The organism is Flavobacterium sp. 83 (assembly GCF_000744835.1).
Classification (GTDB): Bacteria; Bacteroidota; Bacteroidia; order Flavobacteriales; family Flavobacteriaceae; genus Flavobacterium.
Genome location: NZ_JQMS01000001.1, coordinates 1,089,595 through 1,103,410, shown reverse-complemented (window position 1 = coordinate 1,103,410; position 13,816 = coordinate 1,089,595). Strand labels below are relative to the sequence as shown.

General features: G+C 34.4%; 9 protein-coding genes. All 9 read left to right on the top strand.

Annotated elements, in window-relative coordinates; genetic code table 11:
- Positions 1-216: 216 nt before the first annotated feature.
- The 9 genes from T410_RS04790 (at position 217) to T410_RS04750 (ending at position 13,780) form a co-directional block, all read left to right on the top strand.
- The gene (locus T410_RS04790; protein ID WP_035669078.1) at positions 217-396 is read left to right on the top strand and encodes a hypothetical protein; all 180 of its coding nucleotides are present in this window, start codon (positions 217-219) and stop codon (positions 394-396) included.
- A 74-nt stretch (positions 397-470) separates the two neighbouring features.
- On the top strand, positions 471-2,009 hold the full coding sequence (locus T410_RS04785; RefSeq protein WP_238567344.1) for an IS1182 family transposase: 1,539 nt from the start codon (positions 471-473) through the stop codon (positions 2,007-2,009).
- Positions 2,010-2,129: 120 nt separating this feature from the next.
- Positions 2,130-3,371, top strand: coding sequence for a primase-helicase family protein (locus tag T410_RS04780; protein WP_035669076.1), 1,242 nt, complete (start codon positions 2,130-2,132; stop codon positions 3,369-3,371).
- Positions 3,343-3,996, top strand: a complete 654-nt coding sequence (locus T410_RS04775) for an NUMOD1 domain-containing DNA-binding protein (protein ID WP_238567343.1) — start codon at positions 3,343-3,345, stop codon at positions 3,994-3,996. Before T410_RS04780 ends, T410_RS04775 begins: the two co-directional genes overlap by 29 nt.
- A 248-nt stretch (positions 3,997-4,244) precedes the next feature.
- The gene (locus T410_RS04770) at positions 4,245-6,053 is read left to right on the top strand and encodes a class I SAM-dependent DNA methyltransferase (protein WP_035669074.1); all 1,809 of its coding nucleotides are present in this window, start codon (positions 4,245-4,247) and stop codon (positions 6,051-6,053) included.
- Positions 6,053-7,468, top strand: a complete 1,416-nt coding sequence (locus T410_RS04765; protein WP_051929352.1) for a restriction endonuclease subunit S — start codon at positions 6,053-6,055, stop codon at positions 7,466-7,468. The genes T410_RS04770 and T410_RS04765 overlap by 1 nt, the downstream gene beginning before the upstream one ends.
- Positions 7,469-7,480: 12 nt before the next feature.
- The gene (locus tag T410_RS04760) at positions 7,481-9,139 is read left to right on the top strand and encodes an RNA-binding domain-containing protein (RefSeq protein ID WP_035669073.1); all 1,659 of its coding nucleotides are present in this window, start codon (positions 7,481-7,483) and stop codon (positions 9,137-9,139) included.
- Between the two features lie 67 nt (positions 9,140-9,206).
- Positions 9,207-12,224 carry a type I restriction endonuclease subunit R gene (locus T410_RS04755; RefSeq protein WP_035669072.1) on the top strand — a complete coding sequence of 1,006 codons (3,018 nt, stop codon included), beginning with the start codon at positions 9,207-9,209 and terminating at the stop codon, positions 12,222-12,224.
- A 434-nt stretch (positions 12,225-12,658) separates the two neighbouring features.
- Positions 12,659-13,780, top strand: a complete 1,122-nt coding sequence (locus tag T410_RS04750) for a Fic family protein (RefSeq protein WP_035669071.1) — start codon at positions 12,659-12,661, stop codon at positions 13,778-13,780.
- Positions 13,781-13,816: the final 36 nt, after the last annotated feature.

Below are 13,816 nucleotides of genomic sequence, written 5' to 3'. Positions count from 1 at the left end.
CTTTGTTCTAGATACTTTGCACTATATTTATACTACACCTATACTACGCTTGTGAAAACAGTTAAAATATTAAATATTATATGATTATACAGTACTTATACTTGTCTACTCATATTTATACTACGCCTATACTACTCTTCCATTTTTCAGCCTTTATTCTTCCATTATTTGCACCAGCCTACTGAACAAACAGTATGTTTAAAAATTTAATTATATATGAAAGAAGAGGACGAAAAAGAAGAAAACCATCTGGTTTTTTACGAGTATGACAGCAAGGGCAACCCCAAAATTATCCATCGTAAACTAATGATCTTTTTGGGAGAAAATGGGTTTACAGTTATGAATATTGGCGGAACATCAAGATTAGTAAGAATTGTTGATAACGTCAGTATGTGAAAAAACTTCGGTTTGGTTGATAACAAATATAGGGATTAGCTTGTACAAAAAGAAGATTTTTCGTATTTTTAGTAATGCAACATATTCAAGGAATTTCACGTAATCAGCTGCGCATTTCTAGTTTAGAAGACGCAATTTCCAGCGACAATCAAGTTCGCTTTATCGATGCTTTTGTAAATACCATCTCCATTTTAAGACTTGGATTTAGTCTGCAAACCCTTAAAAAAGAAGGACGCCCGAGTTACCAAACGCCGGTATTTTTAAAAATCTATTTGTATGGCTATCTTAATGGAATAAGAAGTAGTCGGAAATTAGAAAAAGAATGTTTTAGAAACCTAGAGATGCAATGGCTTTTAGAGGGGATTTGTCCGAACTACCATAGCATTTCTGATTTCAGAAAAAACAATCCTGTAGCCCTAAAGAACTTATTCAAACTCTTTGTTTGCTTCTTGAAAGATATCGATTTGATAGGAGCAGAAACCATCGCGATTGATGGTACAAAAAGCCGGGCGCATAATAGTAAGAAAGCGAATTTCAATCAAAAGAAAATCGATAAACACCTAGAATATATCGAGAATAAAACCCAAGAGTACCTGACTGCATTACAGGAAAATGATGTACAAGAAAATCCTGTTATAATTCAAAATATCCAAGAAAAAATAGAACGCTTAAAAGGGAATAAACTGCGATATGAACTCTTGGAAGAAAAACTAAAGGCCAGCGGCGAACCGCAAATAAGTACTACCGATAGTGATGCTAGGGCTTTATTAGTACAAGGACAAGTAGTTGAGATATCGTTTAATATCCAAGCTGCCGTGGATGCTAAGCACAATCTGGTAGTAGCCACGCACACGATCAACCGTAACGACAGGAATGCCTTGTCAGCAATAGCTTTGGAAGCCAAAGAGAATCTAGGGATTGCAACGTACAGCGCTTTGGTGGACAAAGGCTATCACAACGGAAAACAAATCGAGATCTGTCAGCAAGCTAATATTACGACCATTGTAGCCCAGCCCAATCAAGGGAAAAGCAACGAAAACGGCACCCAGCCGGATTATTTGGTAGCCAATTTTCAATATGATAAAAATACCGATACCTATACTTGTCCACAAGGCGAAACATTGCATACCACAGGGAATTGGCACAAGAAAAGCAGTTCAAAAGACGGATATAATTTTAAAAAATACCGAACGTCAAAATGCAAAGAATGCGCGGTGAAACATCTTTGTACGAGTCGGTCAGGAGGCCGAGAAATTGATCGAGGTCAATATGCTGATGCTGTAGAAGAAAACAACAAACGCTATCGAGAGAATCCCCAATTGTATCGCAAGCGACAAGAGATTAACGAGCACATCTTTGGGACCATCAAGCGACAATGGGGTTACAACCACACCAACTTAACGGGACTAGAAAAAGTAAATGGAGAACACAGCCTGATTATGCTGGTGTATAACATCAAGCGGAGCATCAATATACTGGGCGTTCCTGATTTGATAGCCAAACTCCACAAATGGAACTCACCCTACAAGGCAAAAGTCTTGTTTTTGCTAAAAACGGAGCATTTAAAGCTGAAATTAGACTTTGTTTTCTGCCACACTAAATTGATAGCGTAAAAACTAGTCTGCTGTAAAAGACTTAATTTGGGTCGTAGCAATAGAAAAATAGAGAAATTTTAAAGGGAAAAGGAGGTTTTTTCACAGCCTGACGTTATAAGCGATGCAGATGAAGAAGATTTGTCCCGTTTTCTTAGCAAGTACCTAGAATCTATAGGCAAAATAGATATACTAGACCTTTTTGTACAAGGAGTAAGTGCTTATTTAAGTAAAAAGAAGTACGCATTTCTACCTAAAATAAATTGGATTAGCGACAAGGATCCTAAAGATGCCGCATGCTTTTATTTTCAGAATACGGTTGTCCGTGTAACTAAGGACAAATTAGAGTTAATTCCTTATAGTGCGCTTAATCACAAAATATGGAAAAACCGTATCCTTGATAGAGATTTCAACGACGTGCCAAGAGGAAATGGACAATTTGAAGACTTTTGTTATAAATTATCAAAAGAGAATCCTGAAAGATTTAAGGCGTTTAAAACTGCTATTGGTTATCTCTTACATAGACATAATGATGAAAGTATTGTTAAAGCAATTATTCTATTGGATGAAAATGCAACCATTGGAGGACAAACGAATGGAGGGACTGGAAAAAGTTTAATTTTCAAAGCATTATCGCATTTTGTAGAGACAGTTCTAATTGATGGAAAAAATATGAAACAAGATTCGAGATTTAACAATCAAAGAATTAGCCACACATCTGATATTGTAAATTTTGACGATATAAATCACAAATTTTCGTTGGAATCAATCTATTCTATGACTACATCTGGAATTGTGATTGAAAAAAAAGGAAAAGACGAATGTGTACTAAAATCTGAGGATTCCCCTAAAATAATGATAACTTCAAACCAACCTGTTAAAGGCCCAGGAGGAAGTTCCGATATAAGGAGAAGATGTGAGTTTGAAGTTCCAAATTATTTTTCAGATACATGGACTCCCAAAGATGAATATGGAAAATTATTTTTTAGCCAATGGGACGATATTGAATGGAATATGTTTGATTGCTTCATGATAGAATGTGTGCAATTATTCTTAAAAGAGGGGCTTTTGGAAGCCAAACCTTTAAAACTGAAAGTCAACAAGTTGATACAATTGACTTCTCCTGAATTCCATAATTTCATTTCAAAAGATGCAATAACTATCGGGAAATGGATTGATAAGAACGAATTTTTACAACAATTTACAGATGCATATCCAAAATTGGAGGATGTAAAATCGAACTCCTTGACCAGATGGATGAAAAAATATTGTGAGGAGAATGATTTAGAATATACTGACAAAAAAACAGGTGAAAAATTCGAATTCAAATTAACCAAAAGAAGTGAAACCGGTAATGAAAAAGGAGATGAAGATAATTTATAAAGTTACTAACCAGAAAACAAATCAAGTATACATTGGAGCTACAACGAGATCTATTGAAGAGAGAAAAATAGACCATGAGAAAAAATCCCAGAAAAAATCTGGCTTTTATTTTCACGAGGCAATTGCAACTCATGGAGCTGATGCATTTAAATGGGAACAAATAGACACCGCTTCAAGTAATGATGAGCTGGCTTCCAAAGAAATAAGATACATTTTAGAGAACAACTCTCTTGAAAGTGGGTATAACTCTGACCGAGGCGGAGGTCTAAAGAAAACCGTCTATAAATACAATTTGGACGGCTCATTAAATTCAACATTTGAAGATTTGACTTCAGCAGGTAAAAGTATTAATGTTAGAAAACAAGCTATTAGCAGAGCTTGTTGGAATGTTAATCAGACTTTAGGAGGGTATCTTTGGAGCTATGAATATAAAGAGCCATTCATTCCCGATCCTGATAACAGGAAGAAACAAGTCATTCAATATTCTTTAGATGGTAAAGTTTTAGCTTGCTACGAGTCAGCATCAGAAGCATCGAGGAAGACAGGAATATCCAAAACTTGCATTACTAGATGTTGTCGTGGAGAAAGTGAACAAAGTAGAGGATTTCTTTGGAGATACTCTTAAAATTAAGACGGTGAAAGCCGTCTTTTTTTATTTTAATAGCAATCCATTTTCCTTTTTCCTACCTTCTCAATAATTTATCCTTACGACCAAACTGTCAGTATGGATTGTGTCCTCCGTAACGTACTTGGGAAGACAAACCAACTTATGGTTTAGAAAACAGTAAAAATGCCATCCTTTACGCTTTCCCTCAATAGCATTAGTAAAAAATTCTATACCTTAGCCTTCGTTAAAAATATACCTGAAAATTCATGAGCTTAAATACACAAAGCCTTCAACCCATAATCAACTTTATCTGGTCAGTTGCCGATGATGTTTTAATCAACAAATACCTCGAAAACCAATACCAAGACGTAATTCTTCCAATGACTGTTTTAAGACGACTGGATTTGGCTTTAGAACCTTCTAAAGAAAAAGTTTTCAAAACCTATGAGGATTTCAAAGGTAAAATTGATAATCTTTCTGGTTTATTGACTAGTGAGCAACACGGTACAGGCTTAGCTTTTTACAATACCTCTCAGTACACCATGAAAAAGTTACTGGCTGATCCAAAGAACATCAACACTAACTTTCTGGATTATCTCAATGGATTTTCAGAAAACGTACAAGACATAATTAGTAAGTTTAAGTTTCGCAATCAGTTAGAAACTTTTGAAAACACAGGCATTACTTTTTCTCTTTTAGAGAAATTCTGTAATCCAAAATTAGAATTAAGTCCAGACAAAATTTCTCCTATGGCAATGGGGTATATGTTTGAGGATTTGATTAGAAGATTTAACGAGAAAACCAATGCAGCAGCAGGGCGACACTTTACGCCTAGAGAAATCATTGAGTTAATGACGCATTTAGTGTACTTGCCGGTAAAAGACAAAATACAACAGGGAACGTACTTAGTTTACGACCCTTGTGCAGGTTCAGGAGCGATGCTGACACAGTCTAAATTGTTTGCTACTAATCCTGAAGGTGAAATCAAATCAAAAGCCACTTTCCATTTATACGGACAAGAGAATACAGGTGAAATGTATGCAGTATGCAAATCAGATATGCTGTTGAAAGGAGAAGATCCTGATAAAATTAAGTTTGGTTCTACTTTGAGCGAATATGGCTTTGACCCTGATTTAAAGTTCAATTTCATGTTAACGAATCCACCTTATGGAACGAGTTGGAAACAAGACATTGATAATTTGAATGTTGGTGCAGGAAAAAAAGTATCAATTATTGATAAACGATTTAACCTACCCATTAAAAATTTTAATGGCGAACTGGAAGAAACGTGTTTGACCTCAAGAAGTAACGACGGACAGCTCATGTTTATGCTTCACATGCTCGCAAAAATGAAAGACCCAAAAGATGGTGGTAGCCGTATAGCCTCGGTTCATAATGGTTCTGCTTTGTTTACTGGAGATGCAGGAAGCGGAGAAAGTGGTATCCGTCAATACATATTAGAAAACGATTTGTTAGAATCTGTTATACAATTGCCTAACGACATTTTTTACAATACTGGTATATCCACTTACTTGTGGATTATTAGTAATGTAAAAGAAGAAAAACGTAAAGGAAAAGTACAATTGATTAACGCTTCGTCAAAGAATTTTTATGAAAGAAGAAATAAAAATTTAGGTGAAAAGAAAGTAGAGCTTAAACCTGACCACATCCTAAACATTCAAAATTTATATTTTGATTTTGAAGAAAATGACTACAGTAAAATCTTTGATATAGCTGACTTTGGTTCATTTCAAATTCCAGTTTTTCAACCAATGAAAGACAAAGACGGTAATGTTTTAAAAGACAGTAAGGGAAAACCAAAATCAGATTCAAGCTTAAAAGATGTAGAGAATATTCCAATGAAAGAAGATGTTCAAAGCTATTTTGATAAAGAGGTTCTCCCATTTATACCTGATGCTTGGTATGAAACCAAAGGTGCTAAAGTCAGTTATGAAATTCCCTTCAATAAATATTTTTATGATTTCACAGCCTTAAGAGGTTTAGACATTATAAGTAAAGATATTATAAAACTGGAAGAAGAAACTGATGGATTACTAAAAGAAATTATTGAATAATGAGCAAAGTAAAACCATATTCAAACTATTCTGATTTTAAACAGAAATGGCTTGGAGAGTTGCCTTCACATTGGCATGTCATGCGTACAAAATTATTATTTGATTTAATAACAGAACCTGCTCCAGTAGGTAACTCAGAGGAACTTCTTTCCGTTTACACAGCATTAGGAGTAAAACCAAGAAAAGAACTTGAAGCAAGAGGAAACAAAGCGTCTTCAACAGATAATTATTGGCGCGTAAAAAAAGGAGATGTTATTGTAAATAAACTCCTTGCTTGGATGGGTGCTATAGGCATTTCCGAATATGACGGTGTTACCAGTCCAGCTTATGACATTCTAAGGCCAAAAGAAAATGTTAACCCTTATTTCTACAATTTTTTATTTCGCAACCCTATCGCAAGTAGAGAGTTCAAGAGACACTCTAGAGGAATAATGGATATGCGATTGCGGTTGTATTTTACTCGCTTTGGAGACATAAAACTTCCACTACCACCTATTGAAGAACAGGATAAAATTGTTAAGTTTCTAAAATTTAAACTCACCAAAATTGACCGCTTTATCGGTAAGAAAAAGAAATTAATTAAACTTCTTAACGAACAAAAAGCTGTCACCATTAACCAAGCTGTTACAAAGGGTTTGGACTCCACTGTCAAAATGAAACCTTCAGGTATTGAATGGTTAGGTAATATTCCTGAGAATTGGGATATCAGGAAGTTAAAATCTATAGTTTCCACAAAGATTACAGATGGTCCCCATGAAACACCTCAATTTGTTGAAAATGGTATTCCTTTCCTTTCTGCTGAAGCAGTTAACTCGGATGGAACTTTGAGTTTTGAAAATAAAAGAGCTTACATATCAAAAGAACTTCATACATTATATTCAAATAAATGTAAACCTCAATTTGATGATGTTTTTATAGTTAAATCAGGCTCTACTACTGGAAAAATAGGATATGTTAGCGTAAAGTGTGATTTTAATATTTGGTCACCTCTGGCGTTGGTTAGAACTAAAAAGGAATTAATTTCAGGTGAATATGCTTTTAGATCTTTACAAGCTGAGTATTTTCAGTCACAAGTAAAAACGTCTTGGTCATTTGGCACTCAACCTAACATTGGCATGGGTGTACTTGAAAATTTATTTATTGTTATACCAGGCTCTTTTAATGAACAAGCAGAAATACTACAATTCATTAACGATGAAGCTTCAATTATTAATACAACTATCTCCACCATAGAAAAAGAAATTGCCTTAACACAAGAATATCGCACCGCTTTAATCGCAGAAGCAGTAACAGGAAAGATAGATGTGAGAGCGTTTGTAATCCCTACTGTTTCAGAACAAGAGGAATTGTATGATGAAATAGAAGAGGAATTAGATATGGTTGCAGAAGATGCAGAAAGCTATGAAAACGAATAATTATTGCTAGTAATGAAAAACAACACCCAAATACAAACCAAATTGCAAGAACTCCTTTCTCACGACTACGAGAGTGAAATCGTAGAGTTTAAGGAAGCCAAAAACCAGTATGATTTTGATAAACTGGGCAAGTATTTTTCGGCACTTTGCAATGAAGCCAACCTCAAAAACCAGTCATCTGCCTGGTTAGTCTTTGGTGTGAAGGACAAAGATAAAAGCATTGTAGGAAGTCAATTCAGGAATAGTCCCGCAGACTTACACAGTCTTAAAGCTGAGATTGCCAACCACACCACAGGTCGCATAACCTTTATAGAAATTTATGACGTTAGTACACCTCATGGGAGAGTAATATTATTTGAAATTCCTGCCGCTCCAAAAGGGTTTCCAATAGCTTGGAAAGGACATTATTACGGAAGAGACGGCGAAGAAATAAACGCCTTGAATACTGAAGAATACGAGCGTATCAGGGAACAAGCAACTACAGAAGACTGGAGCGCAGTACTTGTTGAAGAGGCAGGATTAGAAGATTTATCGCCCGAAGCGATACTAAAAGCAAGAGCCTCTTACAAAACTAAAAACCCTCATTTAGCAGAACAAATTGCAGAATGGGATGATATGACTTTCTTAAATAAAGCCAAAGTGTGTATCAAAGGTCAAATTACCAGAACGGCTATTCTTCTGCTTGGTAAATCAGAATCAGAACACTTTATCAATCCTGCTACTTCAAAAATCACTTGGATTCTTAAAGACCGGGATAATTTAGAAAAAGATTATGCTCATTTTACTTGTCCTCTTTTATTGAGTACAGAAGGAGTGTACCAAAAAATAAGAAATCTGAAATACCGATACATTACTGACGGAACATTATTTCCCGAAGAAGTAGACCAGTACGACCCTTATATCATTAGAGAAGCTTTGAACAACTGTATTGCGCATCAAGATTACACTATTGGTGGAAAAATCATTGTAGTGGAAAATGAAGACGGTCGTTTAACTTTTAGTAATGCCGGAAAGTTTATTCCAAAAAGTGTAGAAGAAGTTGTGGTAGCTGATGCTCCTGAGTTCCGCTACCGAAATAAATTTTTAACGGAAGCCATGGTAAATCTGAATATGATAGATACTATTGGTAGCGGTATTAAAAAAATGTATTTAATTCAAAGAAGAAAATTTTTCCCTTTACCCGATTATGAACTGGTTAATGACAAAGTCAATGTAACAATCACCGGTAAAGTAATGGATATTAATTACGCCCGTAAATTAGCGACTGTTCCAGATTTGAGTTTAGAAGACATTATGGCTCTGGATAAAGTTTCAAAAAACAAATCGTTGAAGGACGAAGAAATTAAAAGATTAAAGGCTAAAAAACTAATTGAGGGAAGAAAACCTAACTTTCACATTTCCCTTAATCTGGCAAAGGCTACAGGGGAAAAAGGAGATTATATCAAGCAACGAGGAATCGATGATGAGTATTGCCAGAAGATTATTCTTGATTATATCAGAAAGTTTGGAGAAGGTAAAAAATCCGATTTTGAAGATATCCTTTTAGCTAAACTTCCAGACGTTTTAGACGAACAACAGAAATACAATAAAATAAAAAATAATCTGCAAAGCCTTAGAAAACAAGGATTAATCTATCCCGAGGGTAAGAATTGGAAAATGTCTAAGACCTAATAATTAGACATTTTTCAGCTGTTTTTTAGACATTTTTTAGACATTTTGTAATAAGATAAAAAGTATAATGAGTACAAACACTACCGAAGAAGGATTAGAAGCACACATCACCCAATATTTGGTTGAGGAGAATAACTACATCCTTCGTGAGAATAAAGTCTACGACAACAGTAATTGCTTGGATACGGAATTGTTCTTTCAATTTTTGGAGATAACTCAACCCAAAGCGGTAGCAAAACTCAAACAATACCACAAAGATTTGTATGAACAAAAAATCATCAAACGTCTAAACGATCAAATCCAAGCTAAAGGAATTATTGAAGTATTGCGTAAAGGAATAACAGATGGTTATACAGACACAAAACTGAACTTGTTTTATGACAAACCCGTTTCCAGTTATAATACAAATGCCGATGCATTGTATAAAGCCAATATTTTTTCAGTAATGCGTCAGGTTTATTTTTCGCCAAAAAATAAAAAATCGCTTGATATGATGGTGTTTGTCAATGGCATGCCAGTTATCTCATTTGAACTCAAAAACGAATTGACCAAGCAAAATGTAGCACACGCTATCAAGCAATACAAAGTTGACAGAGATCCAAATGAAGAGATTTTTCGTTTAGGGAGATTAATTGTGAATTTTGCAGTAGATACAGAGGAAGCTTGGATGTGTACTCAATTGAAAGCAGAAAGGACTTATTTCCTACCTTTCAATAAAGGAAACAACAATGGTGCTGGAAACCCACTGAATGAAGGCATAAAAACGGATTATTTATGGAAAGAAATACTCACTAAATCCAGTTTGACTGATATTATTCAGAACTACTGTCAATTGATTACAGAAGAGAAAGAGTATTTAGACGACAAAGGAAAAATAAGAACCAAGAAAGAAAAGAAACTCATTTTCCCTCGCTACCATCAAATGGTTGCTGTTAGGGAGATGCTTCAAGATGCACAGGAAAAAGGTTCCGGTCAGAAATATTTAGTTCAACACTCTGCCGGTTCAGGAAAATCAAATTCTATTTCATGGTTAGCGCATCAATTGGCTGGGTTGCACGATAAATCCGGAAGTAAAAACATCTTTGACACTATTATTGTAGTGACAGACCGTAGAGTTTTAGATGCTCAGATTAGAAACAATATCAAGCAGTTTCAACAAGTTAATGGCGTAGTTGAAGCCATCACAGAAGGCAGTAAACAACTCAAACAAGCGCTTGAAGAAGGAAAAAAGATCATCATCACAACCATTCAAAAATTTCCGCATATCGTTGAAGACATAGGTGATTTGCCAGGAAATAATTTTGCCATAATTATAGATGAAGCACACAGTAGTTTAAGTGGTCAGATGGCAAGAAAACTGAATGAGACTTTGTCTAAAATTACAGATGAAGATGAGTTAAAAACGAACCTAGAGGATTACGATGAAGACGAAAATGATGAAGTTACAGGTGAGGATTTAATACGAGCATTAGTAAAGTCAAGGAAAATGTTGCCTAATGCCAGTTATTTTGCCTTTACAGCAACTCCCAAAAACAAAACATTAGAATTGTTTGGAGTACCTTATCAAGACGGGGAAAAGACAAAACACAAAGCCTTCCACTTGTATTCTATGAAACAAGCCATAGAAGAAGGGTTTATAATGGATGTACTTCAAAATTATTCAACATACCAAAGTTATTATGCTTTACTGAAGAAAATTGAAGACGATCCAGAATACGATAAGAATCGCGCTCAAAAGAAATTAAAAGCGTATGTAGAGAGTAATGAGCATGCTATAAAAAAGAAAACCATTCTTATGGTAGAACATTTTATGGAAAACATTATTCGTAAAAAAAGAATGGGAGGCTTGGCGAAAGCCATGTTAGTAACCAGTTCTAGAGCTAATGCGGTTAAATATAAAACCGCCTTTGATAGTTACTTAAAAAAAGTAAATAGCCCCTATAAAGCCATTGTTGCGTTTTCAGGAGAAATTGAGGGACAAACAGAAGCCAATTTAAATGGTTTTTCAAGCAATGCTATTCCAACTGAATTTGAGAAGATGGAGTATCGTTTCCTTATTGTTGCGAATAAATTTCAAACAGGATTTGACCAACCTTTGTTACACACGATGTATGTAGATAAAAAACTAGGTGGTGTCAATGCTGTCCAAACTTTATCAAGATTAAATCGAAGCCATCCCTTAAAGAAAGAAACTTTTGTATTAGATTTTGCGAATTCCGCTGAGGAAATTGAAAAAGCTTTTACTCCTTATTTTGAAAGTACTATTCTAGGTGAAGCTACAGATCCAAACAAGTTGTTTGATTTACAAGATGCATTAGATAATTATCAGATTTATAGCAGAGAACAAGTTGAGGAATTCTCCAATAAAATACTAGCTAATGTTCCTATAGACGAATTGCATAAGATGCTCAATAGTTCATCCGAATTATTCAAAAATGAATTAAAGGAGGAAGAACAGGCTGATTTTAGAGCAAAGGTTAAAACGTATGTCCGACTGTATATTTTTCTATCTCAAATTGTAGATTTTGAAAATGCTTATTTAGAAAGGCTGTATATTTTTCTGAACCACTTACAAAACAAGTTAGGAGGAGAAGCTCCTATTGATTTGGCACAAGGAATTTTAGACAATATTGATATGGATAGTTACCGCTTACAATTAGAATCAACCACTAATATGGTTCTAGAGCAAGGTGAAGATTTAAAACCCATTCCAACCGAAATGAGAGGTAGTACAAACGATACTGAAGTAGACAGACTGTCTAACATCCTTCAAACCTTTAATGATCGATACGGAACACAATTTGAAGACGCTGACAAGGTCCGACAGATGGCTGAAAATATTGCAAATAGTGTCGCTAAAAATAATGAACTCATAAACTCATTAAAATACTCTGACGATCAAAATGCTAAGATTACAAGTGATAAAGTGGTTGGGGAAGAATTATTAAAACACATCACTACTAACTTTGACTTATACAAACTCTACTCAGACAATAAAGAGTTTAAAGAAGACTTTTCAGCAATGATGTTTGGTGTAGTAAAAGAACTAATCTCCAATGGAATGAGAAACAATGCAATGAAATAAAAGAAGAATTAATCATTACTCTTTTATTTAAAATTGTATTTTTGTTGAATATAAATACACTCTAAAAAATAATACAATAGGCATCAAATTGGCCATCATAATAGAAGTAAAACAACGTCAAGTCTTGATTTAACTGCTAATCTGTCCCTTGGTTCGAGCCCAAGAGAGGGAGCTTTTTAAAAAGACTTTACAGCAATGTAAGGTCTTTTTTGTTTTTAGCCTTTTGTTTAAATAAAATTATGGTCAAGTTCAAGAATTTCATTTCCCTTACTTCTTGACTTCTAAACGTTTTTTCATTCTACTGAGTTATAATTACATTGTATTGCAATAGCCTTTCTTTTATTGCAATAAAATCTAAAAAATTACAATAGTAGATATCTTATTGCAAAATATTAGTTATTTTTACAACATATGAATTCATATTGTAAATTACTATGCAAAATTTCAAGTCAGGAAAATACATTAACCAAGGCTATTATAAAAGCTTTCAACCTGAATTCATCAATAAAGAATGGTTGTTAGGTGATATGGAACTATTGAATTTGCTCTCAAAGGCAGATAGGCACTTGGGGAGATTGGACATGTATAGTAATCACATTCCTGATATTGATTTGTTTATTAGCATGCACATTCTAAAAGAAGCTACACAAAGTAGTAGAATTGAAGGCACACAAACTAATATGGAAGAAGCTCTTTTAGACAAAGAAGACATAAGTTCTGAAAAACGGGATGATTGGGATGAGGTTCAAAATTACATTTCGGCAATGCACACCGCTATAGCAATGCTTAAAGAAATTCCGTTTTCAGGGCGTTTGATAAAAGAAACCCATAAGGTGCTTTTACAAGGGGTGAGAGGCGAAAACAAATTGCCAGGTGAATTTAGAACCAGCCAAAACCGGATAGGTGGCGCTTCTATAAATGATGCCGTATTTATTCCACCAATTCATTCAAGTATTGGTAATTTGATGAGTGATGTTGAGAAATTTACGCATAATGAAGGATTATTACCTGATTTGATAAAAATAGGAATTATTCACTACCAGTTCGAAACGATTCACCCTTTTTTAGATGGTAACGGTAGGGTAGGTCGATTATTAATCACACTCTATTTGGTAGACAAAGAAATACTAAAGCAACCCATATTGTACTTATCTGATTTTTTTGAACGCAATAAAACCCTTTATTATGATAATTTAATGAGAGCAAGAACTCATAATGATTTAAAACAATGGTTGAAATTCTTTTTAGTGGGTGTGATTGAAACTGCTAAAAAAGGTGTGGAAACTTTTGATGAAATTTTGAAATTAAAAACTAATTCAGAATTAAACATACAAACATTAGGTTCAAGAGCCAATAACGCACAAAAAATACTGCATTACTTATTAAAAAAACCAATTATAGATGTCAATAAAGTGATTGACATCACAAGCGTTTCTCAACGTACCGCTTATAGTTTAATAGCAGATATGGAAGAATTAGAAATTCTAGAAGAAGTAACTGGAGGGAAAAGAGGTAAGATTTATGTTTTTAAAAAATACATGAATTTATTCAAATAAAGAAAATGTGTTCTATATAGACAGCAAAAGCAAAAA

Coding starts and splice junctions, on each gene's coding strand:
- T410_RS04790 (WP_035669078.1), top strand. CDS start 217: ATGAAAGAAGAGGACGAAAAAGAAGAAAACCATCTGGTTTTTTACGAG.
- T410_RS04785 (WP_238567344.1), top strand. CDS start 471: ATGCAACATATTCAAGGAATTTCACGTAATCAGCTGCGCATTTCTAGT.
- T410_RS04775 (WP_238567343.1), top strand. CDS start 3,343: ATGAAAAAGGAGATGAAGATAATTTATAAAGTTACTAACCAGAAAACA.
- T410_RS04770 (WP_035669074.1), top strand. CDS start 4,245: ATGAGCTTAAATACACAAAGCCTTCAACCCATAATCAACTTTATCTGG.
- T410_RS04765 (WP_051929352.1), top strand. CDS start 6,053: ATGAGCAAAGTAAAACCATATTCAAACTATTCTGATTTTAAACAGAAA.
- T410_RS04760 (WP_035669073.1), top strand. CDS start 7,481: ATGAAAAACAACACCCAAATACAAACCAAATTGCAAGAACTCCTTTCT.
- T410_RS04755 (WP_035669072.1), top strand. CDS start 9,207: ATGAGTACAAACACTACCGAAGAAGGATTAGAAGCACACATCACCCAA.
- T410_RS04750 (WP_035669071.1), top strand. CDS start 12,659: ATGCAAAATTTCAAGTCAGGAAAATACATTAACCAAGGCTATTATAAA.